Here is a 24,035-nt window from a genome sequence, read left to right as displayed (position 1 = left end):
TGAATCGCTTACTCAGCGAACGAATGTGAGTCGAGTTTCCTCTATTGGTTGTTCCACTTTAGCTTGTCATACTGAAAGTAGGAGCATGACAAGCTAAAGTGGTTCAACCTGCAACTTAGAACCTTCAGCGATATTTTCATAGTCCTTCGAAACATTGTGCCCCCTGAGGGTATAAAAATAGTTATTATTTCGGTAAGCTACCACATAAAGTCTAGATTATAGCTTGGATATCTATATAAAGGCTACGAATCCATTCTTAGCTTAATATATTCTTTTATATATTTAACACATTTTTCGAAGCCAAGTTTGCTGGTATCAAGAGATAAATCGTAGTTTTTTACGTCTTCCCACTTTTTACCTGTATGATAGTAGTAATACTCACTCCTATATTTATCTAATCTTTTAATTTCTTTGATTGCTTCTTTTTCTGAAACGCCAAGGATGTCCATTTCATGCTTAATACAGTATTCACTGGATGCATGGATAAAAATTTTAAATACATTTGGATTATCTTTTAAGATGTAATCGGCGCAACGTCCTATTACTACATAAGATTCACTTTCTGATAATTCTTTTAATACCTTAGCTTGATAATTAAATAAATTATCATTTGATGTGAAATCATTGCTCTCTGGTGGAATCAGTTCACCATTATATACTTTTTTTGAAACCTTATATAGTAAACTATTTTTTACGCCTTCGTCTGCATTAGCAAATAATGCTTCATTAATGCCGCTATCGTCTGATGCTAAACGTAAAAGCTCTCTATCATACATATTTATACCTAAATCCTTAGAAAGCATTTTACCAATTGTTGTTCCGCCACTTCCACAAGTTCTTGTTATTGCTATTACAAACTTCTCCATAAAATCTCACTCCCTCTTTTTCTAAAATTATATCACATTTTACTAAATTATTCTCCTAAATATGCTCGTCTAACGGAGTCATCATGTAATAAATTTTCTGCAAGCCCTTCTAAAACAACACTGCCTGTTTCTACGACATATCCACGATCTGCTATTTGAAGGGCAGCATTAGCATTTTGTTCTACTAAAAGAATAGTTGTTCCAGTTTTACGAATATCTTTTATAATTTCGAATATTTCTTCAACAACAATTGGAGCAAGCCCCATAGATGGTTCATCAAGCAGCAGCAACTTTGGACTTGCCATTAATGCTCTTCCAATTGCAAGCATTTGCTGTTCGCCACCAGATAAGGTTCCAGCGTATTGTTTTCTTCTTTCTTTTACTCTAGGAAACCACTCAAATACCTTTTCCATGGATTCTTTAATTTCAGACTTGCTTTTTCTTAAATAGGCTCCAAGTAGGAGATTCTCTTCTACAGTTTGATCGCCAAAAACCCTTCTTCCTTCAGGCACCTGGCTAATTCCGTGAGATACGATTTTATGTGCACCTAGATTGCTTATTAATTTATCATCATAAGTAATTTCACCAGATTTAATTGTATTTAGACCACTAATAGCTCTTAGTGTACTAGTTTTTCCTGCACCATTTGCACCGATTAAAGTTACAATTTCTCCATCTTTCACTTCAAGACTTAAGTCATGAATAGCATGAATTGCTCCATAAAATACATTAATATTTTTTACTTTTAACATATTATTTTGCAGCCCCCTTTCCTAAGTAGGCCTCAATTACTTGAGGGTTATTTTGAATTTCTTTTGGAAGTCCTTTTGCAATTATTTGACCAAAGGAAAGTACATAGATGTATTCACAAACATTCATTACAAGCTTCATATCATGCTCAATAAGCAAGATAGAAATTTTAAATTCATCCTTTATCCAACGAATTAAGCTTGTAAGCTCAGCTGTTTCTTGTGGATTCATACCTGCTGCTGGCTCATCAAGAAGTAATAGTTTTGGCTTTGCAGCAAGAGCTCTGGCTATTTCTAGTCTTCTTTGTTGTCCATATGGAAGATTTTTAGCTAGTTCATCTGCCTTGTCATCTAATTTAAAGATTTTTAGGATATCTATAGCCTCCTGTTTCATTTTTTCTTCTTCAAAAATTTGAGCTGGAGTATTTATAATAGAAGCTAGTAATCCTGATTTTGCTTGGAAGTTAAAACTGATCATAACATTTTGAAGAACAGTTAACTCTTTAAAAAGCCTAATATTTTGAAAAGTTCTAGCAATACGTTTTGATGTAATATTATAAGGTTTAGTTCCATCAATACGTTCTCCATTAAGTTCTATTTTTCCTTTGGTTGGCTTATAAACGCCAGTAAGCATATTAAAAAGCGTAGTCTTACCTGCACCATTTGGACCAATTAGGCCAATTAGCTGATGATCCCCAATTTCCATGTTTACATCAGAAACAGCAGTAAGGCCACCGAAAGTTATTGTTAAGTTTTCTACTGTAAGTAAAGACATACTACTCACCAACCTTTGCATTTTCTTCTATGTTTTTACTTGATGATTTTTTGAATTTCTTAATGAATTTCTTTATGTTAGCAATTGAAATCTCTCTTGTTCCAAGAATACCTTGTGGACGGAAAATCATCATCATTACAAGTAAAAGGGCATATATTAGCATACGATAATCCTTAATCACATCACTAAGTCCTCTTAATGATTCAGGAAGATAAATTAGAATTGAAGTTCCAAGTACAGTTCCAGATAAACTTCCCATACCACCTAATACAACATAAGTTATTAATTCAATTGACTTAGAAAAGTTAAAGCTGGCTGGATCAATAAATGTATTAAAGTGAGCGTAAAGACCACCTGCAAGACCAGCCATACTGCTTCCTATAATAAAAGAAATCATTTTGTATTTTGTAGAATTGATACCCATTGCTTCAGCAGCTATTTCATCTTCTCTTACAGACATAATAGCTCTACCTTTTGAAGAATTAATTAAATTTCTTAATATTGCATAGCAAAGAGCTACTCCTAAAAATACAATTAAGAAGGATGTTTTTGTTGGTATAGCAGAGATACCTCTAGCGCCACCTAAATAGTCTACATTTTGAATTACTACCTTTACTATTTCTCCAAAACCTAGGGTACAAATAGCTAAGTAGTCGCCTTTAAGTCTTAATATTGGATATCCAATTAGGGCTGCTAAAATTGCTGATAGTATAATTCCTACAAGCAAAGAAACAGGCAGAGGCATGTTGAAATTTTTTGTCATTATGGCAGAACCATATGCTCCAATTGACATAAAAGCAGCATGTCCCATAGTAAATTGGCCAGTAAAACCTAATATAAGGTTAAGACCTAAAGCTGCAATTAAGAAAATTCCAATTTCTTTCATGATTCTAAGAATATAATCACTGATTATTCCTTGATTTACAAGGAACATCAAAAACATATAAATTACAACAAGAACTACTGTAGTAATTAAATATCTAATATATATAGATTTAACTAAGTTTCGACTTAGATTTTTTTCATTGTTATTTATCTTACTTTCCATCCTTATCACCTATACCTTTACATTGTCTTTCTTACCAAATAAGCCAGTTGGTTTTACAATAAGAATTATAATTAAAATTGAGAAAGCAATTGCATCTGATAAACCTGAACTAATGTATACCTTTGATAAAGTCTCAATAAGGCCCATTGCAATTCCACCAAACATTGCTCCAGGTATAATTCCAATTCCTCCAAGAACTGCGGCAACAAAGGATTTAAGTCCAGGCATAACCCCCATAGCAGGTTCTAATCTAGGGTAAAGCATACCAACAAGTACACCGGCAGTAGCCGCAAGTGCTGAACCTAAAGCAAAAGTTAAAGAAATAACCCTGTTTATATTTATTCCCATCAAAGCTGCTGCATCTCTATCATAAGAAGTTGCTCTCATTGCTCTACCTGTTCGAGTTTTGTTAACTATAAATTGTAATATAATACATAATAATATTGTGACTGCGAGTGCGATTATTTGAAGATTACTGATTGTTATTGCTCCTAATTTATAAGATACTAAAGGAATTACTTGAGGGAAATTTCTTGTATTAGGTCCTGCAACAAAATCAGTTTTTACAAAATTCTGCAATAAAAGTTCCATACCCATGGTAGTAATTAGTAATGTTACATTAGGTGAGTTTCTAAGTGGTTTATAAGCGATTCTTTCGATTAACATACCTAAGACAGCACATGAAATCATAGAAAAAAGTAAACAAGGAATAAATCCAAAGCCTAATACTGTTGCTGCAAAATATCCTGTAAAAGCACCAACCATATAAATATCACAGTGGGCAAAATTAATTAATTTAATAATGCCATATACCATGGTGTAACCGATAGCTATTAGAGCATACACACTACCAAGGCATATACCATTTACAATTTGTTGTAATAAAGTACTCATGTCGTTCTCTCTCCTTTAAAACGACTATATCGCAAGTTTACACAAACTATTGCTTGGACTGTTGATATAGTCATTAAATATTAATTTTATAAGACTTTCTTTTTCTTTGATTTCTAAATTAGTTTAAGGTGTAATTTAATTACTTAGCTGAAATTTCAGTTTCGAAATTAAATTCTCCTTTTACAACTTTATTTATAACTACACTCTTAATTGGATTATGTTTATCATCAAATTTGTAGTGAGTAGTTCCAGCATCTACATCTAATTTAGCCATTGCATCTTTAATTGCAGCTTCATCTGTGCTGCCAGCTTTCTTAATTGCTTCTGCAACAATATATACAGAGTCATAGCTTAGAACTGAGAAGGCACTTGGATCGCTGTTATATTCTTTTTTATAATTTTCAACGAATTTTTTAATTGTTGCATTATCAGATTTTAATGATACGTGGTCTGTAAAGTAAGCACCTTCAACAGCATCTCCACCAACTTTTATTAGACCTGGATCACTCCATGAGTCACTTCCTAATAAAGCTGCATTTATTCCAATTTCTCTTGCCTGCTTAGCAATTAATCCTACAGTTGAATAGTTATCAGGAAGGTAAAGTACATCTACATTTAGGTCTTTGATTTCTGTTAAGAAGGCTTTGAAATCACTTTCTCCAGCATTATAAGTCTTTTCGTATGCAATAGTACCACCAGCAGCTTCAAAATTTGACTTAAATTCTTTTGAAATACCTACGCAGTAGTCGTTACCTACATCATAAAGCATGGCTACTTTTTTAGCTTTAAGGTTTTGAGAAGCAAATTGTGCTCCAACTTTACCTTGTAATGGATCAATGAAACATGCTCTAAATACATAATCTCCACCTTCAGTAGTTACTTTTTCATTTGTTGATCCAGGAGTAATCATTACTACCTTAGAATCTTTTGCAACGGCTGCCATAGGAATAGAACATTTACTTGCGTATGTTCCGATTACTGCTGAGACTTTATCTTGATTAATTAATTTAGTAATTGCATTTGGTGCTGTTGCAGCTTGATCCTGGTCATCTTCGACTACAAAATCTAATTTTTTGCCAAGCACTCCGCCATTAGCATTAATTTCTTTGATTGCGAGTTTTGCTCCATTTTCCATAGCTGCTCCTAAAGCAGGAACATCACCAGTTAGTGGGAATACTCCACCAAGTTTAATTGTATCTCCACCAGAACCACCTGATGAATTTACTTTAGATGTTTCACTACAACCAATAATCATTGTTGTTGACATAATTATTGCTGTCATTATGCCTAATGTTTTTTTCAATAATGTTTTCCTTACCATAAAAAATCTCCTCCAAATCAATAAATAATTATAAAAAAAAGACCAGTGTATCTACACCAGCCTTTGCGTATATGCTATATAATACTATAAATCACACATTTGTCAATATAGATAATAATTGTTATTTTATGAAAAATATTATTCAAAGTATAAGTATAAGTGAAAAAATTACAATCAAAATTAAATTTATGAAGTATGTTAAAAGCCCTAATTTACTAGGGTTAAGAAAGATATAAGCAATATAAAAATAAATGGATAAAACTGTAATTAAATTAAAGGATAAAGTGTTAATACGTAAAATTTTTCTTATTTTAAAGTGAAAATTAATAAAAAACGAAAAATTTTTCTGCAAAAATCGTAAAAACAATAAAAATAACTGTAATTTTAAAAAATATTGAAAAAAATTTTTCGGCAATATAAGATATGTTTAAGACAATGGTTTACTGTTACAGGCCAGATATATTTTAGACAAAGAAGTCAATTTTCATAGTCTAAAATATATCTGGCTTTTATTTTATAGAATATTAGGAGGCGGATTATTATGGAGAATTTAGGTTATTATAATGGGAAATATGGATTGTTAGAGGAAATGACTATACCAATGAATGATCGTGTATGTTATTTTGGGGATGGAGTTTACGATGCTACTTATAGTAGGAACCATGTGATTTTTGCATTGGATGAGCATATTGATCGTTTTTTTAATAGTGCTGGTTTATTAAAGATTAAAATTCCTTATACAAAAGAGCAAGTTAAAGAAATCCTAAAAGATATGGTGAAGAAGGTTGATTCTGGAGAGCAATTTGTATATTGGCAGGTTACAAGAGGAACAGCAATGCGTAACCATGCTTTTCCAAGTGATGAAGTTCCAGCAAATCTATGGATTATGCTAAAACCATTAAATATTAAAGACATGTCACAAAAAATAAAACTAATTACATTGGAGGATACAAGATTTTTACATTGCAATATTAAGACATTGAATTTACTTCCTAGTGTAATGGCTGCTCAAAAAACTGAAGAGGCAGGGTGCCAAGAAGCTGTATTCCATAGAGGGATTAGAGTAACTGAATGCGCTCATAGCAATGTATCTATTTTAAAAGATGGTATTTTGAAAACTGCACCAACAGATAACTTGATTTTACCAGGTATAGCAAGAGCTCATCTAATAAAAATGTGTAAATTATTTAATATACCTGTAGATGAAACAGCATTTACATTAAAAGAATTAATGGAAGCTGACGAAGTTATAGTTACTAGTTCAGGTCAATTTTGTATAACTGCTTGCGAAATAGATGGAAAGCCTGTTGGAGGAAAAGCGCCGGAGCTTATAAAAAAATTACAAGATGCTCTTCTAAAAGAATTTTTAGAGGAAACAGAGGTAGAATAAGGAGGCATATATGAATCAAAAAGAATTGACAGTATTCAATTTAGGTGAGAATTTGGACAACCTAATGAATTTAGATCCAAGAGGGTATGGTGTATGCCGCATTTTATATTCTGCTGCAAGGGAGTACACAAAGGAACCATTAACTACAAATGCAGCAAAAAAACTAGTAGGAATTTTAAAAGATGGCGATTTAGTTTATATAATGACTGGCTTCGTGCTGCTTCCATTCAAGAAAGCAGAAATGGATGGAATTGTTAGTTCTATACTTTTAGCAAGATCTTTAATTAAAGCTTTTAATGTAAAGCCAGTAATTGTATGTCCAGAAGATAATATGGAGGCTGTGAAAAACTTAGCTCAGGTTATGGGATTGCACTTTTATGATACTATAGAGGAATTAAAGGAATATCCAATATCAATATCTGCTGTAACTTTTACCAAGGATGTAAATGAAGCAGGGAAGCAGGCCGATGAAATAATTTCTAAGGGGCTGCCTAGCGCTGTTATAAGCATTGAGTGCCCAGGTGCTAATTCCATTGGAACTTATCATAATGCAGTAGGTCTAGATGTAACTGAATTAGAAGCAAAACAAGATATTTTATTCACTAAATTACAGGACAAGGGAGTTCTTAATATAGCAATAGGAGATCTTGGCAATGAAATTGGTATGGGAGCTATTAAGGAGCAATTAGAAGAATTTATTCCATATGCAGCTAAAGGAAAATGTAACTGTGGATGTAATGGAGGCATTGCAGCAGTCACAAAAGCAGACAATATTATAACAGCTACTGTTTCTGATTGGGGATGTTATGGTTTAATTGCTGCTATTGCTTATTTAAAGAAAGACTTAGAAATTCTGCATACAAAAGAAATGCAGGAAGAAGCAATGATTGTTGCTTCAAGGAGTGGAATGATTGATATGTATGGTTGGCTTGTACCTGCAATTGATGGTTTTGGTCTATCCTTGAACCTTTCAATGGTTAATTTAATGAGAGAATGCGTATCTTATGCTATAAAATTAGAAAAAACATGTGAAACTTGGTTTAAAAAAGTTATTGAGTTAGGTTTTTATGAAAAAGTTATGTAAGAAGTAAGAAGTGTTAAAATGATTGGATGGGAAGTTAATATTTTTTCGAGGTGAATATGTCTAACAATAAAATTATGCCAAGGGTAAGGGGGAATATAGGATGAATTATTCGGAAATGAAACCCAGTGAAGTTCGTAATTTAATACGTGAAGGTAAAATAACAGGACCAACATCAGGAATGTGTGCGGGCTATTCACAAGCTAATTTAGTTATTCTGCCAAAGGATTTAGCGTATGATTTTCTTCTGTTTGCGCAAAGGAACCCAAAATCATGTCCTATATTGGAAGTTAGCGATGCAGGAAGTAGAAGTCTTAAGTACATTGCAGAAAATGCTGATATTGCCAAAGATATTCCTAAATATAGAGTGTATGAAGATGGTATATTAACTGGGGAATATACTAGTGTAGAGCATCTATGGAGAGAGGACTTTGTAAGTTTCTTAATCGGGTGCAGTTTTTCTTTTGAATCAGAACTATTAGAAGCTGGAATACCTGTAAGGCATATTGAGGGAAATTGTAATGTACCTATGTTTATAACTAATATAGAGTGTGAGCCAGCAGGAATATTTAATGGAAAAATGGTCGTAAGCATGAGGCCCATTCCATACGATAAAGTTGTAAAATCAGTAATGGTAACAGGTACAATGCCTAAGGTACATGGAACTCCAATTCATATAGGAGATCCATCAGTTATTGGAATTTTAGATATTAATAAGCCTGATTTTGGAGATTGTGTTACAATAAATAAAGGAGAAGTACCAGTTTTTTGGGCTTGCGGAGTTACACCACAATCTGTAGTTATGAATGTTAAACCTAAAATTGTAATTACACATTCTCCAGGACATATGCTTATAACCGATATTAAAAATGTAGACTTAAAATACTAAAAGTTATTCCAGTTAAAAGTTATAAGTTAAAAGTGAAAAGTTAAGGAAAAAATCCCTTAAGGGATTTTAAAAATAAAATTCAAGAAAGCCAGAGGCTTTCAACCTAAACTGTAAACTGTTAATTGTTAACTGTTAACTGAAGAAGGGGGACTTATGTATAAGGTAGATTTAAATTGTGATTTAGGAGAAAGCTTTGGAAATTATAAACTTGGTTTAGATAAGGAAGTAATCTCATATATTTCTTCTGCTAATGTGGCATGCGGTTTTCATGCATCAGATCCACTTGTAATGGCTCATACAGTTGAACTAGCTAAGGAAGCCGGCGTATGCATTGGAGCACATCCAGGTTTTCCGGACTTAGTTGGCTTTGGAAGACGAAATATGAATGTATCACCAAAGGAAGCTAAGGCCATGGTAATATATCAAATTGGTGCTTTAGATGCTTTTTGTAAAGCTGCAGGAATAAAGATGCACCATGTAAAACCTCATGGGGCTTTATATAATATGGCAGGGAAGGATTTAAAACTTGCAAAAGCTATTTGTGAAGGAATATATGAAGTAAATCCTGAATTGATTTTATTAGCCTTATCAGGAAGCGAAATGGTTAATGCTGCACAGGATATTGGATTAAAAGTAGCAAGGGAAGCTTTTGCTGATCGCGCATATGAAGAGGATGGTTCTTTAGTTGCAAGAACTAAAGAGGGAGCGATGATTACAGATGAGGAAACTGCCATTAAGAGAGTTATTAAAATGATAAAGGAAAATAAAGTTGAAGCTATTTCAGGAAAAGATATACCAATTAAAGTTGATTCTATATGTGTTCATGGAGATGGAGCTAAGGCTTTAGAATTTGTAAAGAAAATTAAATGCAGCCTTGAAGGCGAAGATATAAAAATTGCTCCATTAATTGAAGTAATTTAATTATGTTATATATAAAGAAGGCTTAACTATGGAAAAATATCTTAGAACTTATGCAAAAATAGATTTAAAGGCTATTTTAAATAATATAAATGAAATAAAAAATCGTATAGAAAAAGACGTAAAGGTTATGGCAGTTATTAAAGCAGATGGATATGGCCATGGTGCAGCTGTTTTAGGAGATTTTCTTAAAAATGAAGTGAATTATTACGGTGTAGCTACTATAGATGAGGCTATAGAACTTCGGGAATTTGGTATAAAGTTACCTATACTGATTCTTGGTTACACATCACCAAGTCAATATATTGAAGTAATAGAAAATAATATTACTCAAACAATATATACGTTGGAAACGGCTAAGAAAATCTCAAAAGTCGCCTCAATTTGTGGGAGGCAGGCCAAAATTCATGTGGCACTAGATACAGGTATGACTAGAATAGGATTTAATGCAGATGAAAATGGAGTTTTTGCAATAGCAGAGATTTGTAAACTTCCCAATGTGGTTATTGAGGGGTTATTTACTCATTTTTCAACTGCTGATGAAATTGACAAAAGCTATAGCAAATTGCAAATGGATAGATATGATAGGTTTGTAGAGTTATTAGAACAAAGGAAAATAAGTATACCTATTAAGCATATGTGTAATAGTGCTGGAATTATAGAATTTGACCACCACCGTTTTGATATGGTACGAGCTGGTATAATTCTTTATGGATTATATCCATCAGAAGAAGTTAATAAAAATTCCGTTAAGCTTATACCAGCTTTAGAGTGGAAGGCTCATGTAATCAATGTGAATACTGTTGATGCAGGACATGGGGTAAGTTATGGAAAAACTTATATTACAAAAAATAAGACTAAGATAGCAACTATTGGAGTAGGATATGCTGACGGATACCCAAGAGCCCTTTCATCAAAAGGAAGGGTACTGATCCATGGTGAATATGCGTCTATTATAGGTAGAATTTGTATGGATCAAATGATGGTAGATGTTACACATATAAATAATGTAGAAATTGAAGATGAAGTAACTTTAGTAGGAAAAGATGGTGAGAATATTATTTCTGTTGAAGAATTAGCTAATATAGCTGGAAGTTTCAATTATGAATTTGTTTGTGGAATAGGGAAAAGGGTTCCTAGGATTTATAGTAATGAATAATTTAGAAGCTAATTTTGCTATATAATTTTTGGAGGTAATGTAAGTATGGAAAAGGATAAGCTTAGAACAAAAATTTCACAAATAAATGAATTTACAGCTTTAATTGAGTTTGGAAATGAAATTAGTGAAATAATAAACAGGAAAATAAGAATTTTTTGTGCATATATTGATGAACACCCATTTGAAGGTTTCATAGAATATATTCCTTATTTTGCAAGTGTTTCTGTAATTTACGATCCTTTAAAAATAAATAGTGATTTTCCTTTTGATACTATTAAAGTTATTTTAGAAGATATGTTATCAAGTCTTGATTTTTCATCAAGTGATGAGGAAAATATCGTTGAAATCCCAGTTTGCTATGGCGGTGAGTTTGGACCTGATCTTGAATATGTTGCAAAAATAAATAATCTTAATGTAGAGGAAGTTATAAAAATTCATTCAGAAGGAAAATATTTAGTCTATATGATAGGTTTTGCACCTGGATTTCCTTATTTAGGCGGAATGTCAGAAAAAATAGCTGCACCAAGGCGTGAATCTCCAAGAACAGTAATCCCAGCAGGCTCAGTTGGAATTGCAGGAGCTCAGACAGGAGTATATCCAATTGAGACTCCTGGAGGATGGCAGCTTATAGGAAGAACACCTATAAAGATGTTTGATTTAAATGGAGAACCTAAGAGTATTTTAAAATCTGGAGATATAGCTAAATTTCGTCCAATTTCTTATGAAGATTACCTAAGATTAAAGGAGGATGAATAGTGAGCATTACTGTTTTAAATCCAGGACTTCTTACTACTATTCAGGATTTGGGGAGAATTGGGTATCAAAAGTATGGAGTTATAGTCAGTGGGGCTATGGATACATATTCCATGAGGCTTTCTAATATTATTATTGGTAATAACGAAAATGAAGGAGTTCTTGAAATAACTATGGTTGGACCATCATTAGAATTACAAAAAGGAATGTTATTTTCCATAACAGGTGCAGATATTTCACCGACAATAAATAATAAGCCTGTTCCTATGGGAAGACCTGTTTATTTAAAGAACGATTGTATATTAAAATTTGGACCCTGCAAAATTGGATGCCGCTCATATTTAGCTATAGCTGGAGGTTTTGATATTCCATTAGTTATGGGCAGCAAAAGTACATATTTAAGGGCAGGTTTAGGCGGAATTGAAGGAAGAGCACTAAAAAGAGATGATGTGCTTAATATTGGTACCAAAAACAAATTGTCTCACAAAATAATAGATAAGATGAAAGAAATAAAGAGTGACGAGGATTTCATTGCAACAAGATGGTATGTACAAGGTTATAAAGGATCTTCTAATAGCACAATTATTAGGGTTTTTGAAGATAGACAATATAAGGAAATATCTCATGAGGGTATTACTAAATTCTTTTCTGAAGAATTTAGTATAAGTTCTAAATCTGATAGAATGGGTTACCGTTTAGAGGGCGCTAAAATTGAGCTAAAAGAAAAACTAGAAATGATATCTGAAGAAGTTTCTGTAGGAACTATTCAAGTTCCACCTGATGGAAATCCGATTATTCTTCTAGCTGATAGGCAAACTGCAGGAGGGTATCCTAAAATAGCTCATGTAGCTTCCGTAGATATTCAAAAAATAGCTCAACTTAAACCTAATGAGAAAATTACATTTAATAAAATCACACTAAAAGATGCTGAAAAACTATATTTCCAAAGAGAAAAATATTTAAGTGATGTAAAGAAATCTATAAAGATCATAACTATATAGTTTTAGATAAAATTACTTCAGATTTATTTAGGTGAAAATCTAACTAACCACAGAATTTCGGTTAGTTAGATTTTTTCTATAAACTTGTAGTAATTTTATTGAATATAAGTTTAGAATATACACTATTTCTCCAGCTTAAATTCATCTAATTTATTACCTTTTAAATTAATAGCGCACACCTTAATATAATCTGTTTCTATATCAACTGCTAAAAAGTGATATGCTGCAATAGGAGCAATAACAATTCCATTTTTACTTTTATATTTATCTCTAAGCGTTTCACCGCCACCTCCTGAAATTATTTGGGTAATACTCCGTTTATAATAATTTTTTTCAGGGCTAAAGGAGTTATCTATAGTTCTCCTTGAATAATTATGCTCATGTCCGCTAAAAACAATATCTATGCCGCATTCGTCTATAATCTTCCAAAAAGCATCTCTATTTTCAGGATATAAATCAAGGCAGTGACCAAGATGAGCACCTGTTGGAAATGCTGGAGAATGAATAAAAACCAGTTTGTTTTTTTTAAATGCAGATGCTTTTTCTTTAAACCAATTAAGTTGATCATTACTAATTCTATGAGTTGATCCGCAGTGAAAGGCATTTAATATTATTAGCCTAGTATCCCCAACATCTAGATAATAAACGGTATTATTATAGTGCTCAAGAGGGGATTGTGTGCTTAAATTGCTATATGCCATACTAAGGATTTTTTCATATCTATCATCTATGGGTTCAATATTAACTTCGTGGTTACCTACCACTGGAATTAAAGGTGTATTTGGATGGTATTTATAAATTATACTTTGCAATCTATTTAGCTGAGATAATAGTATTTCTTCTTTAGTGTGTCCAGCAACAGTATCACCGCACATTACAATAAATTGTGGGAGAGGATTAAGCTTGCATGTCTCACTCATTAATGCATTTAATACTTTTTCATTTATACCATTTTTCTTACCTTTTGAATCACTGAAAACTACAAATCTCATTTTTTCTCCTCTCAAAAATATTTCAATTACTATATAAAAAATTATTTAATATACTTTAACCATTCAGCATAAAGTTCAGGATTGCTATCTTTTACAAAGTTAAAAAATTGTTTTTTATATCCTAACTTGGATAAACACTGAATAATTAGAGTTGGATATATAGTTGATTTTTTCATAGCTCGCGCAGTATCTATAAGTTTAATTTCACCTAATGGTGTTAGAAAAATATGAAACGGTGCAGCATCTAATCGTGTATAGCCTACAAAATCCATAGCTTCGTAAAGTTCCATAATTTTCTTGGAAATGTTTTGTGTCAAAGAATGACTTGATAAGTACTTATCTAACTCAACTCCATTTATATATTCTCTTATAATATAATCTTCACCAAAGGAATAAAGCTTAGGAAAATGCGAATCCTTTTGAGCTATAGCTAAAGTTTCTATTTCATCTGCACATATTTCTTTTCTTTTAAAAATTTTTATGCATTTCTGTGAATCGATTTTATATACTTTGCCCTGAGTACCTGCCCCTAAAAATTCTAGATCCTTTATATTTAAACCTGAATATAGCTTAATAATAATCACCACTAATAAATTCATATCATTACAGCATATGATAGTCTAATTTTTTTGACTATATTTGATAGGAAAAAAGATTAAGTTGTATAAATTTTTACCTTGGAATAATGTGGAGAAAATTTAATAAAATATTATCAGTATGTAATTTGTCTAGATTATAATGAACAGCAAGTTATAAATCAGAGAAAACTATTTGATATAAAAATATTTACTAGCAGGAAAATAAAGGTGTTAAAATAATTAGCTTTGACTAATATAAAAATAAAAGTATCAATATTTTTAAGGAGGAATTTTATGATTTATAACATCCTAATAGGAGGAGCTGCAGGGCTTGGGATGGAGACTATTTCATCTATATTAGAGAAAATCTTAAAAAGAAAAGGGTTTGAAGTTTTTACTATACAAGATTATATGTCAAGAGTAAGAGGGGGGCATAATTTTTTTCAGATACGCTTTGGAGATGAAGAAATAAATTCTCATTGGGATGAGCTCGACGGGATAATTGCTTTAGATAAAGAAACTATAGATTTGCATCTTGAAAGGTTAAAAGAAGATGGATTTATTATATCAGATGAAGAGATTAAACTTGGAGATAAAAGATTTTTTGGACTTCCTCTTAAAACTACAGCTAAAAATATAGGAAACCCAAGAGTACATGGAAGCGTAGCATTAGGTGCTTTTACAAGGCTATTTAATCTTAAATTAAACGGCGTCAAAGAATTATTATCTGAAAAGTTTAAGGATGAAATTGCTAATAAAAATTTTAGTGCATTTGAAGAAGGATACAAACTTTTATCGCCAAAATACCATATTGAAGCAAAAAATCAAGATAATAATATCTTGATTGGGGGCAATGATGCAATAGCCCTTGGTGCACTTGCAGCAGGCTGTAAATTTTATTCTGCATATCCCATGACACCTTCTACAAGTATAATGAATTATCTTGCATCAAAAATGGATGAAGCGGAAATAGTGGTTGAACAAGCTGAGGATGAAATTGCTTCAATAAATATGGCAATAGGAGCTTCTTATGCAGGTGTTAGGGCTATGACTGGGTCATCAGGAGGCGGCTTTGCACTAATGGTTGAAGCAGTGGGATTGTCTGGTATGCTTGAAGTGCCACTTGTAATAGCAGAAATACAGAGACCTGGACCTACAACAGGTCTACCAACAAGAACAGAACAAGGAGATTTAAAATTTGTTATTTCCTCATCTCCAGGAGAAATACCTAAAATGGTAATAGCCCTAAGAGATCCAGAAAACGCATTTTATCAAACAGTTAGAGCGTTTAATATTGCAGATAAGTACCAAATACCAGTTATTTTATTAGGAGATCAATTTTTAGCTGATAGTATAAGAACAGTAAAGCCTTTCGATTTTGAAAGTGTTAAAATTGAAAGATGTTTACAAGACTATAAGTATGCTGATGCTAAAGAGTATAAACGCTATGAAATTACAGAATCAGGAATTTCGCCACGAATAACCCCAGGAAAAATATCAGGATTAACAGTGTTAGTTGATAGTGATGAGCATGATGAATATGGGCATATTACAGAATCAGGAGAAGTGCGAAATAAAATGAATGAAAAGAGACTTAGAAAAATGGAGTATTTAAAGGAAGACATTCAGGAACCTGAGTTTATAGGGGAAGAAAATGCAGATACATTGCTTATAGCATGGGGATCATTATATAGCCCAGTTAAAGAAGCTATCAAGCTTCTTAATAAAGATTCAGAAAATGATAAATATTGTGCCTTAGTATTTGGTGATGTTTGGCCTTTGCCAGATAAACAGATTAAAAAGTATGCATGCATTGCAAAAAGGGTAATTAATATAGAGCAGAATGCAACAGGTCAGCTGGCAGGCGTTATTAGAGAATATACTGGTATTAAATGCGATAGTAGTATTTTAAAGTACGATGGAAGACCGATTTCATCTCAAGAAATATATATTAAGCTAAGTGGAGGTGATAGATAATGAGTAATGAAATATTTTTCAAAACTGAAACAGCTTGGTGTCCAGGTTGTGGAGATCATAATATTTTAGATGCCCTTAAGGAAACTCTAATAACTTTAGGAAAAGCTCCACATGAAGTGCTTATTGTTGGTGGAATAGGGCAGGCAGCAAAAACTCCTCAATATATAAATACCAATGGTTTTTGCGGGCTTCATGGAAGATCATTACCACCAGCAGTTGCAGCAAAAATTGTAAATAAAGAATTGACCGTAATAGTAAACACGGGGGAAGGTGATTCATATGGTGAAGGTGGAAATCACTTTATTCATAATATTAGGCGCAATGTAGATATAACGCATTTTGTTCATGATAACCAGATATATGGATTAACAAAGGGACAAGCTTCTCCTACAACAGATATAGGGCATGTAACTGATGTTCAGCCAAATGGATCCAATAATATACCTATGAATCCAGTAGCTCTGGCAATAACACTTGGAGCAGGCTTTGTTGCAAGAGCGTTCAGCGGCCATAAGGAGCATTTAAAGGAGATTATGGCTGAAGCAATTAAATATAAAGGATATGCTCTTGTTGATATTTTGCAGCCATGTGTTTCCTTTAATAAAATCAATACATTCCAATGGTACAATAAGAGGGTTTATAAGCTTGGAGAAGATTATAATCCAAATAATAAATTGAAAGCTATTGAAAAAGCTATGGAGTGGGGGGATAAAATTCCTTTAGGAATTTTATATAAGGAAGAGAAGCCTGATTTTAATGAAAAAATTAGTTTTTTAGTGAAAGGCAAATCATTGGTTGATAGTGAAATTAAATCAAATACAATTAAAGAATTTATTAAAGATTTCCTATAGAAATTTTTAAATAATAGAAATTAAGTTGTTTTTTTGTAGTTGTATAATCTAAAGATTATGTTATAGTTTTTGGGGATAATTTTTGTGTTATTTAAGTATGAATAGTTAATTAGCATTCATGTGAACATATGTAAAGAATTTTACAAAATCAGAACAATAAAATTGATTGAGTGGGAAAAATTATACAATTTTAATAAAAACACGAATGATAAATTGTGAAAAAATAAAAAAATACAGAAAATAATCAAAATAGTATTGATTTATGGAGTAAATTATTGTACATTAAGTATGTAAAATAAAGAGCTATATATTGCAGAATCAGTACAGTATATTATTTTTTTAGTAGTTATCATTAAGATGGTGATATGTAAAGAGAGATTAACGTACTAGTATGCCATATATAAATAATGAAATTTTACCCGTATATGCTTAGAAATAAGGTCTAAGCGTCTCTACCGGACTACCGTAAATTGTCTGACTATGGGTGTTTATAAGTATTTTGATAGCTTATAAGCCCCTTTGCAAAAAACAAAGGGGCTTTATATTTTGTTGAATATTTATAAATTCTTGTTATTATCTTTTATATTTTTTTCAATGTTAGTGCATCCTACTAACAAAGATATTATTTTGGAGTGGCAGTGTCTATTTGTGTAGCTCGAAAATAGGAGGAATCTATATTGGACAATGTATCAAAAAAATCGGTAAAAACAATGGAGGAGAACGGTATGTTAGAAAAACTATTTCATTTATCAAAAAACAATACAACTGTTAAGACAGAAATATTAGCTGGTATTACAACTTTTTTAACTATGGCATATATTTTAGTGGTTAATCCAGGTATTTTAAGTCAATCAGGGATGGATAAATCAGCAGTATTTACAGCAACAGCTTTGGCTTCTTGTATCGGTACTGTGATCATGGCACTTGTTGCTAATTACCCATTTGGTATGGCACCAGGAATGGGGTTAAATGCTCTTTTCACATTTACAATTTGTTTAACAATGAAGTTTTCATGGCAAACAGCATTAGCAGCTTCATTAATAGAAGGACTTATATTTTTAGCGCTTAATTTATTTAAAGTTAGGCAGGCAATTATTGATAGTGTTCCACAAACTTTAAAATATGCAATCAGTATAGGTATTGGATTTTTTATAGCTTTTATAGGATTACAAGATTCAGGTATAATTATAGCTAATCAAGCTACATTAGTTGGACTCGCAAGTTTAAAGAGTGTAACAGTTTTGTTAGCATTCTTTGGAGTAGTATTAATTGCAGTATTATATCATAAGAATGTAAAAGGATCATTTATTATAGGTATGCTTGTTGTATATGTACTTGGTATAATATTTGGAGTGGCTCAGTTACCAAGCGGAATAGTATCTATGCCTCCATCAGTTGCACCAGTATTTTTACAATTTGATTTTAAGAGTGCTATGGTAATAGGAATAATTCCAGCTATTATGACTATGTTATTTATAGATATATTTGATAGTATTGGTACTTTAATTGGTTTAGCTTCAAAAGCTGGATACTTAGATGAAAAAGGTAATGTTCTTAATGCAGATAAAGTTTTAACAGCGGATGCTGTTGGATCAACAATAGGTGCTTGTTTAGGAACTTCTACACCAGTTGCATTTATTGAATCAGCTTCAGGTATTGCTGAAGGTGGAAGAACTGGTTTAGCTGGTTTAACAATAGCTGCATTATTCTTCTTATCATTATTCTTTTCACCAATATTAACTGTTATTCCTGGTTTTGCATCAGGTCCAGTTCTAATAGTTTTAGGATTATTAATGATGGAACCAATAACAAAGATTGATTTTTCAGATTTTACTGAAGGATTACCTGTATTCCTTACTTTAATATTAACACTTTTAACATATTCTATTACAGATGGTTTGGCATTTGGATTTATATCATATGTGTTAATAAAAATATTCACAGGTAAATCAAAAGAGGTTCCTGTTTCAATGTATGTTATTTCAGTATTATTTATAATAATGTTCGCTATTTAATATAACTTATAAAAAATGCTTCAAAGTGAATGAAAATCACTTTGGAGTATTTTTTTTATATACAAAATTATATTAGATGGTTTGAAAGCTATTCTATTAGGAAATTATAATAAATAATAGTATAATTATTGTATAAATAACATGGAAAGGTAGGAAATACTAATATGAATATGGAGATGTTAGAAAAGTATGCAGAGCTTGTAATTAGAACTGGAATTAATCTGCAAGATAAGCAGCAACTGCTTATAAGTTCACCAATAGAGTGCGCAGATTTTGCTAGAATAATGGCAGAGAAAGCTTATGAAGAAGGAGCTATTAATGTTATAGTAGACTATAATGATGAGGAGCTTTCTTTAATAAAATACAATAAGGCTCCTATGGAGAGTTTTGAAAAAGAACCAACTTATGCAGCGTTATCAAGGGAACAGCTTATAAAAGAAAAAACAGCATTTATAAGTATATCTGCAAGAGATCCTGAGCTTTTAAGCAAAGTTGACCCAATAAAGATTTCAACCTTGGCTAAAACATCAAGCAAGGCTATGAAAACAGTCAGTGCTTCAATGATGAGTAATGAAGTTCAGTGGTGCGTTGTTTCAATACCCACAAAGGGGTGGGCAAAAAAAGTATTTCCTGATGTATCTGAAACAGAAGCTGTAGAAAAACTTTGGGATTCAATCTTTAGTATTGTAAGAGTAGATAAGGAATCGCCTGTTTCTGCATGGAATGAACACTTAACAAATTTAAAGAATAGAAGAGAATATTTAAATGAAAAGAATTTCAAATATCTTTATTATAAATCAGAAGGTACTGACTTAACTATAGAACTTCCGGAGGGTCATTTATGGTTAAGTGGTGAAGAATACAGTAAAGATGGTATTAAATTTGTAGCTAATATGCCTACGGAAGAGGTGTTTACACTTCCTAAGAGAGATGGGGTAAATGGGTTTGTTACTAGCAAAAAACCATTAAATTACGGTGGTAATGTAATAGATAATTTTAAGTTAACATTTAAAGATGGAAAGATAATTGATTTTAGTGCAGAAAAAGGAGAGGAAATATTAAAAGGACTTTTAGATACTGATGAAGGTGCAAGATATTTGGGTGAAGTTGCTTTAGTGGGATATAATTCACCTATATCAAATTCAGGACTAATATTTTATAATACATTATTTGATGAAAATGCCTCTTGTCATTTAGCCTTTGGTAAGGCATATCCAAGCTGCTTGAAAGATAGCGAGAATATGTCAGAAGAAGAACTTAAAGAAAAAGGCGTTAATGATTCATTAACACACGTTGATTTTATGATAGGCTCAGCAGAACTTGAAATAATAGGTGAAACTGCTGATGGAGAAAGAATTCCAGTATTTAAAAATGGTGATTGGATAATTTAGATCAATTATAAGTTATAAGTGATAAGTTATAAGATAAAAAAAGACTGTTAAACATCAACAAACTAGTAGATGTTTAACAGTCTTTTTTATAATTAATAATAAAAAAGAGCATAAAAAATATCATTGACTTCCAATGTAGCCGATGATAAAATTAATATTTACAGAGAAGTTATTACGATAAACCTATATATAATAATCATATCATGTTTTGAAATAAAAGTCAATACTAAAAATGAAAAAAGTTTTAGGAGGTAATATTTTTGGAGAATTATCTTATGTCTATTTCTAATTCAATAATAAGTAAGCAAACTTTTGAAGAAATCCTTGAATGTAATGAGAGCACTTTAGAATATGGATTAAAGCTTCGTGAAGAAGATGTAAAAGAAATTATTCAAGTAAGAAGTGAGGCTTTAAGCAAAAATGGAAGAGTAGAGTTTGGTGGAGGGATAATTAAACAAATAATTACTACTTTTTGCGATTCACCATATATTTCCCAATATAATTATGTAGAAACAATAGAAGAACTTATTGAAACCTTTTATTACTTTAAGAATGAAACAATGGAAGAAATAGGAGATAATGATTTGATTAATTTAATGAAAAATTATTTTGATAATCAGTGTCAAGGATCAGTAGAGCTACTTAGATATAAGTATCTGGATAATATAGCCCATAATATTAAGTATGGTATAAAAGATTATTTAAATGTAGATGGGGATGAAGAAGATTATGATTATGAATAATAATATAATAAACAAAGAAGAGGCTATTGAGAATTTATTAAGTAAAGAACATTTTTTTCAATCTTTGCTACAGGTACTTTACAGCAATAATTATTTAAATAAGGCAGAAATAGAAGGTATTCAGTTTCAAATATTGGAGATTTTAAAGGAGAATGTTATTTATTATACAAAAGCCGAGAGTTGTTCTGTTAGAGTTGAAGTAGCAGAGCAGCTTATGCTGTCTATATATTATACAATAGGAGTTTATTTAAAGAGCAAATCAAGTATAAGAGAACGTATAAAGTTAATTAAAGAAGATAAAATGAAGGAATTATTTTTAAAAGGGGAAAAACTTTTAAGAATTAAATTAGAAGAAGGCAAAAAATTATTAGAGCATGTTCAAAAAACAAAATTAAAAACAGGAAATATTGCATATATTGAAACCATTGATTATGGTATCCCTCCATTTTTTAAAGAGTATGATATTAGATTTTTCAGTCATGAAGCTCCAGGATCTATAGATTATCCATTAGCTATTGATGAAATGGATTTGGTAGGGATTGAATATATATTAGATTATTTAACTAAGCTGAATTATGAAAATATGTTCTGTTCAAATTTTGATAACGAAGAAATTCAATTTCTATTAAAAGGCTATGATAAAAACTGTGATCATCTTCTTATAAATATTTTTGAATTAGTATTAACTAATTATTTAGGATGTGTACTTATAGGAAAAGAGGGAAGAAATTTAAATATAACTGAAATTGATAGATATTATCTTAAAAATAAAATTGAAAATCTCTGTGAAGATGAGTTGAATATAGAGATAGGCTTGGCAGCTAAAAGAGTTTGTGATAATTGTTCTATTAAAGATAATTATCTTGTAAATTATATAAGTGCAACTACTATTAAGATTATACAAGAAATTAAGAGAAATATAATTATTGATAAACTGGAAAAAACTTTTATTACATTAGATAATTCAAGTAATAACTATATTGAATATGAAGATGGTAAAAGCATGGATAATAGTAAATTTAAGATTATAACTGAGGAAATTAGAGCTTGTAGCGAAGTAGAAGATAAGATAAGAATTATAAAAAGTGAGATTTGCAGCTTAAAAGATTTAGCAGATATATTGGGGGCAGATTGTATTTTTGGAGATGAATTTATTGTAATATTTAGAACTTTGAATGAGCTTGAAATAACCTTACTCCTAAAGTATTTGTCAAATAATCTGAATACTGAAATTGACTATGGGACTGAAAGTGAAAAAGAGTGGAAAGAGGAATTTAAAAAATATTTAAATAGCTTTGATGAAACTCAAAAAATAAAGCTTATTAGGGCAGCAGAAGGAATAAGCATTCAAGATTTATAAAAAGATACGGAATATCTACAATTAGTTAGGAAGGAATATTAAAATTATTTTAATAACTTGACGTGAGAAAGTATTTCCAATAAGATTATTTTATATATAGAAAATTGGGTTAATAATGCTTTGCGCTAATTTAAAATAATAGATAAGTATAGTTAGCTATGGAGGTTGTACAATGAGCAATGTGTATTTTAAAGCCGTAGATTCTTATTCTAAAACTGAGGAAATAAGTGATGCTGCCAGTGAACTTTTAAAAGAATTAGTGGAAAAGGAAAATTTAAGTCTTGAAAGTTTTATACCACTTAAAGTGCATTTTGGAGAGAAAGGAAATAAGACTTTTATAAAATCAGAAAATTATGTAGGGGTAATAAATTATTTAAAGGAAAAAAATATAGAAAGTGCCTTCATTGAGACAAATGTTCTTTATAGAGGGGAAAGAACTACAAGAGAAAAACATATTAATTTAGCTAAGGAGCATGGTTTTACTGAACTTCCTATAATAATTGCTGATGGTGAACATGGGGAAGAATTTGAAGACGTTGAAATTAATAAGAAACATTTTAACAAATGTAAAATAGGAAAAGAAATTGCAAATAAAAAGCAATTAATTATTATGAGCCATTTTAAAGGGCACGCCCTTGCAGGATTTGGAGGAGCTATAAAGCAGCTTGGCATGGGATGTGCATCCAGAGGTGGAAAGCTTGCTCAGCATGCAAATTCTATACCAAAGATAAGCTCGTTAAAATGTAAGGCATGTAATGCCTGTGCAAAAAAATGTCCAGAAAGTGCAATAACCGTAGAGAGAAAAGCAAAAATTGATAAAGATAAATGTATTGGTTGCGCTTCTTGTATGGCGATATGTCCTCATAAAGCTATATCTAATAGCTGGCTTGCGTCAATTTCGAAATCTTTTAATGAAAGACTTTCAGAGTATGCATATGGAGCTGCTAAGGATAAAAATAATATTTATATAACATTCGCATTTAATATAACAAGAAATTGTGATTGTGAAGGTCATAGTATGAAACCCATAGTAGATGATGTTGGCGTTTTTGCTTCAACTGATCCAGTGGCTATCGATAAAGCCTGTCTTGATATTATTGATAGAAATAATAATAAAACCGTATTTAGAAGGGGAAGAGCTACTCTTGATTATGCTGAAAAAATTGGATTAGGAAGTAAGGAATATGAACTTATTGAAATAAATCCAAGAAGATTTATAGATTAATATTTAGGCACAATCAAAAAATAACAAGTCCATTTGCCAGCCTATTTTCCATCATGCTG

The 24,035-nt window shown here is 31.3% G+C and carries 22 protein-coding genes and 1 riboswitch; of the genes, 14 read left to right on the top strand and 8 right to left on the bottom strand.

What is annotated here, in order from left to right:
* Positions 1-242 precede the first annotated feature (242 nt).
* The 6 genes from COL3_RS18710 to COL3_RS18685 all read right to left on the bottom strand — a co-directional run bounded on the left by COL3_RS18710 (position 243) and on the right by COL3_RS18685 (position 5,653).
* On the bottom strand, positions 243-866 hold the full coding sequence (locus COL3_RS18710) for a cytidylate kinase-like family protein (RefSeq protein WP_008427305.1): 624 nt from the start codon (positions 864-866) through the stop codon (positions 243-245).
* Positions 867-913: 47 nt separating this feature from the next.
* Positions 914-1,618, bottom strand: coding sequence for an ABC transporter ATP-binding protein (locus tag COL3_RS18705; RefSeq protein ID WP_008427307.1), 705 nt, complete (start codon positions 1,616-1,618; stop codon positions 914-916).
* A gap of 1 nt (position 1,619) precedes the next feature.
* Positions 1,620-2,390 carry an ABC transporter ATP-binding protein gene (locus COL3_RS18700; RefSeq protein ID WP_008427308.1) on the bottom strand — a complete coding sequence of 257 codons (771 nt, stop codon included), beginning with the start codon at positions 2,388-2,390 and terminating at the stop codon, positions 1,620-1,622.
* A gap of 1 nt (position 2,391) precedes the next feature.
* Positions 2,392-3,438, bottom strand: coding sequence for a branched-chain amino acid ABC transporter permease (locus COL3_RS18695; RefSeq protein ID WP_008427310.1), 1,047 nt, complete (start codon positions 3,436-3,438; stop codon positions 2,392-2,394).
* A gap of 9 nt (positions 3,439-3,447) precedes the next feature.
* Positions 3,448-4,332, bottom strand: a complete 885-nt coding sequence (locus COL3_RS18690) for a branched-chain amino acid ABC transporter permease (RefSeq protein ID WP_008427312.1) — start codon at positions 4,330-4,332, stop codon at positions 3,448-3,450.
* 139 nt (positions 4,333-4,471) lie between these two features.
* Positions 4,472-5,653 carry an ABC transporter substrate-binding protein gene (locus COL3_RS18685; RefSeq protein WP_008427314.1) on the bottom strand — a complete coding sequence of 394 codons (1,182 nt, stop codon included), beginning with the start codon at positions 5,651-5,653 and terminating at the stop codon, positions 4,472-4,474.
* Positions 5,654-6,194: 541 nt separating this feature from the next.
* Between COL3_RS18685 and COL3_RS18680 the strand changes: the two genes are divergently transcribed.
* The 7 genes from COL3_RS18680 to COL3_RS18650 all read left to right on the top strand — a co-directional run bounded on the left by COL3_RS18680 (position 6,195) and on the right by COL3_RS18650 (position 12,844).
* Positions 6,195-7,043, top strand: a complete 849-nt coding sequence (locus tag COL3_RS18680) for a D-amino acid aminotransferase (RefSeq protein WP_008427316.1) — start codon at positions 6,195-6,197, stop codon at positions 7,041-7,043.
* Positions 7,044-7,053: 10 nt separating this feature from the next.
* Positions 7,054-8,127 (top strand): DUF4392 domain-containing protein, encoded by a 1,074-nt coding sequence (locus COL3_RS18675; RefSeq protein WP_008427318.1) that lies wholly within the window; start codon positions 7,054-7,056, stop codon positions 8,125-8,127.
* A gap of 100 nt (positions 8,128-8,227) precedes the next feature.
* Positions 8,228-9,013 carry a putative hydro-lyase gene (locus COL3_RS18670; protein WP_008427320.1) on the top strand — a complete coding sequence of 262 codons (786 nt, stop codon included), beginning with the start codon at positions 8,228-8,230 and terminating at the stop codon, positions 9,011-9,013.
* Between the two features lie 153 nt (positions 9,014-9,166).
* The gene (locus tag COL3_RS18665; RefSeq protein ID WP_008427323.1) at positions 9,167-9,934 is read left to right on the top strand and encodes a 5-oxoprolinase subunit PxpA; all 768 of its coding nucleotides are present in this window, start codon (positions 9,167-9,169) and stop codon (positions 9,932-9,934) included.
* A 28-nt stretch (positions 9,935-9,962) separates the two neighbouring features.
* Positions 9,963-11,090 (top strand): alanine racemase, encoded by a 1,128-nt coding sequence (gene alr, locus COL3_RS18660; RefSeq protein WP_008427325.1) that lies wholly within the window; start codon positions 9,963-9,965, stop codon positions 11,088-11,090.
* A 45-nt stretch (positions 11,091-11,135) separates the two neighbouring features.
* Positions 11,136-11,846 (top strand): 5-oxoprolinase subunit PxpB, encoded by a 711-nt coding sequence (pxpB, locus tag COL3_RS18655; protein WP_008427327.1) that lies wholly within the window; start codon positions 11,136-11,138, stop codon positions 11,844-11,846.
* Positions 11,846-12,844, top strand: a complete 999-nt coding sequence (locus COL3_RS18650) for a biotin-dependent carboxyltransferase family protein (RefSeq protein WP_008427329.1) — start codon at positions 11,846-11,848, stop codon at positions 12,842-12,844. Before pxpB ends, COL3_RS18650 begins: the two co-directional genes overlap by 1 nt.
* A 122-nt stretch (positions 12,845-12,966) precedes the next feature.
* Here the strand turns inward: COL3_RS18650 and COL3_RS18645 are convergent, their stop codons facing one another.
* Both COL3_RS18645 and COL3_RS18640 read right to left on the bottom strand, forming a co-directional pair.
* Complete coding sequence (locus COL3_RS18645) at positions 12,967-13,836, bottom strand: metallophosphoesterase (RefSeq protein WP_008427331.1); 870 nt, start codon at positions 13,834-13,836, stop codon at positions 12,967-12,969.
* A 41-nt stretch (positions 13,837-13,877) separates the two neighbouring features.
* Entirely contained in the window at positions 13,878-14,435 is a 558-nt protein-coding gene (locus tag COL3_RS18640; RefSeq protein ID WP_008427333.1) for a hypothetical protein, read from the bottom strand.
* A 273-nt stretch (positions 14,436-14,708) separates the two neighbouring features.
* Between COL3_RS18640 and COL3_RS18635 the strand changes: the two genes are divergently transcribed.
* From COL3_RS18635 to COL3_RS18605, 7 genes are all read left to right on the top strand, one after another.
* On the top strand, positions 14,709-16,391 hold the full coding sequence (locus tag COL3_RS18635; RefSeq protein WP_008427335.1) for a 2-oxoacid:acceptor oxidoreductase subunit alpha: 1,683 nt from the start codon (positions 14,709-14,711) through the stop codon (positions 16,389-16,391).
* A complete protein-coding gene (locus COL3_RS18630; protein WP_008427337.1) occupies positions 16,391-17,242 on the top strand; it encodes a 2-oxoacid:ferredoxin oxidoreductase subunit beta in 852 nt (283 codons plus the stop codon). The genes COL3_RS18635 and COL3_RS18630 overlap by 1 nt, the downstream gene beginning before the upstream one ends.
* A gap of 399 nt (positions 17,243-17,641) precedes the next feature.
* A riboswitch (purine riboswitch) is annotated at positions 17,642-17,743 on the top strand.
* Between the two features lie 224 nt (positions 17,744-17,967).
* The gene (locus COL3_RS18625) at positions 17,968-19,257 is read left to right on the top strand and encodes an NCS2 family permease (RefSeq protein WP_035284147.1); all 1,290 of its coding nucleotides are present in this window, start codon (positions 17,968-17,970) and stop codon (positions 19,255-19,257) included.
* Positions 19,258-19,421: 164 nt separating this feature from the next.
* Positions 19,422-20,648, top strand: coding sequence for an aminopeptidase (locus COL3_RS18620; protein ID WP_008427341.1), 1,227 nt, complete (start codon positions 19,422-19,424; stop codon positions 20,646-20,648).
* A 275-nt stretch (positions 20,649-20,923) separates the two neighbouring features.
* On the top strand, positions 20,924-21,391 hold the full coding sequence (locus tag COL3_RS18615; RefSeq protein ID WP_008427344.1) for a DUF6323 family protein: 468 nt from the start codon (positions 20,924-20,926) through the stop codon (positions 21,389-21,391).
* Positions 21,378-22,751: a DUF6179 domain-containing protein gene (locus COL3_RS18610; RefSeq protein ID WP_008427346.1), complete on the top strand. Its 1,374-nt coding sequence runs from the start codon at positions 21,378-21,380 to the stop codon at positions 22,749-22,751. The genes COL3_RS18615 and COL3_RS18610 overlap by 14 nt, the downstream gene beginning before the upstream one ends.
* A 172-nt stretch (positions 22,752-22,923) precedes the next feature.
* Positions 22,924-23,976 carry a DUF362 domain-containing protein gene (locus tag COL3_RS18605; RefSeq protein WP_008427348.1) on the top strand — a complete coding sequence of 351 codons (1,053 nt, stop codon included), beginning with the start codon at positions 22,924-22,926 and terminating at the stop codon, positions 23,974-23,976.
* Positions 23,977-24,035 lie beyond the last annotated feature (59 nt).

Origin of the sequence: Clostridium sp. LS (assembly GCF_002760435.1) — a bacterium.
Taxonomy (GTDB): Bacteria; Bacillota; Clostridia; order Clostridiales; family Clostridiaceae; genus Clostridium.
This window is presented reverse-complemented; position numbering and strand designations above follow the sequence as displayed.

Excerpts from the sequence above, each read along its gene's own strand:
- COL3_RS18665 (WP_008427323.1), top strand. The coding sequence starts at position 9,167 with ATGTATAAGGTAGATTTAAATTGTGATTTAGGAGAAAGCTTTGGAAAT.
- COL3_RS18625 (WP_035284147.1), top strand. The coding sequence starts at position 17,968 with ATGTTAGAAAAACTATTTCATTTATCAAAAAACAATACAACTGTTAAG.
- COL3_RS18615 (WP_008427344.1), top strand. The coding sequence starts at position 20,924 with ATGTCTATTTCTAATTCAATAATAAGTAAGCAAACTTTTGAAGAAATC.
- COL3_RS18690 (WP_008427312.1), bottom strand. The coding sequence starts at position 4,332 with ATGAGTACTTTATTACAACAAATTGTAAATGGTATATGCCTTGGTAGT.
- COL3_RS18635 (WP_008427335.1), top strand. The coding sequence starts at position 14,709 with ATGATTTATAACATCCTAATAGGAGGAGCTGCAGGGCTTGGGATGGAG.
- COL3_RS18695 (WP_008427310.1), bottom strand. The coding sequence starts at position 3,438 with ATGGAAAGTAAGATAAATAACAATGAAAAAAATCTAAGTCGAAACTTA.
- COL3_RS18605 (WP_008427348.1), top strand. The coding sequence starts at position 22,924 with ATGAGCAATGTGTATTTTAAAGCCGTAGATTCTTATTCTAAAACTGAG.
- COL3_RS18630 (WP_008427337.1), top strand. The coding sequence starts at position 16,391 with ATGAGTAATGAAATATTTTTCAAAACTGAAACAGCTTGGTGTCCAGGT.
- COL3_RS18670 (WP_008427320.1), top strand. The coding sequence starts at position 8,228 with ATGAATTATTCGGAAATGAAACCCAGTGAAGTTCGTAATTTAATACGT.
- alr (WP_008427325.1), top strand. The coding sequence starts at position 9,963 with ATGGAAAAATATCTTAGAACTTATGCAAAAATAGATTTAAAGGCTATT.
- COL3_RS18705 (WP_008427307.1), bottom strand. The coding sequence starts at position 1,618 with ATGTTAAAAGTAAAAAATATTAATGTATTTTATGGAGCAATTCATGCT.
- COL3_RS18610 (WP_008427346.1), top strand. The coding sequence starts at position 21,378 with ATGATTATGAATAATAATATAATAAACAAAGAAGAGGCTATTGAGAAT.
- pxpB (WP_008427327.1), top strand. The coding sequence starts at position 11,136 with ATGGAAAAGGATAAGCTTAGAACAAAAATTTCACAAATAAATGAATTT.
- COL3_RS18710 (WP_008427305.1), bottom strand. The coding sequence starts at position 866 with ATGGAGAAGTTTGTAATAGCAATAACAAGAACTTGTGGAAGTGGCGGA.
- COL3_RS18685 (WP_008427314.1), bottom strand. The coding sequence starts at position 5,653 with ATGGTAAGGAAAACATTATTGAAAAAAACATTAGGCATAATGACAGCA.
- COL3_RS18645 (WP_008427331.1), bottom strand. The coding sequence starts at position 13,836 with ATGAGATTTGTAGTTTTCAGTGATTCAAAAGGTAAGAAAAATGGTATA.
- COL3_RS18675 (WP_008427318.1), top strand. The coding sequence starts at position 7,054 with ATGAATCAAAAAGAATTGACAGTATTCAATTTAGGTGAGAATTTGGAC.
- COL3_RS18700 (WP_008427308.1), bottom strand. The coding sequence starts at position 2,390 with ATGTCTTTACTTACAGTAGAAAACTTAACAATAACTTTCGGTGGCCTT.
- COL3_RS18620 (WP_008427341.1), top strand. The coding sequence starts at position 19,422 with ATGAATATGGAGATGTTAGAAAAGTATGCAGAGCTTGTAATTAGAACT.
- COL3_RS18640 (WP_008427333.1), bottom strand. The coding sequence starts at position 14,435 with ATGAATTTATTAGTGGTGATTATTATTAAGCTATATTCAGGTTTAAAT.
- COL3_RS18680 (WP_008427316.1), top strand. The coding sequence starts at position 6,195 with ATGGAGAATTTAGGTTATTATAATGGGAAATATGGATTGTTAGAGGAA.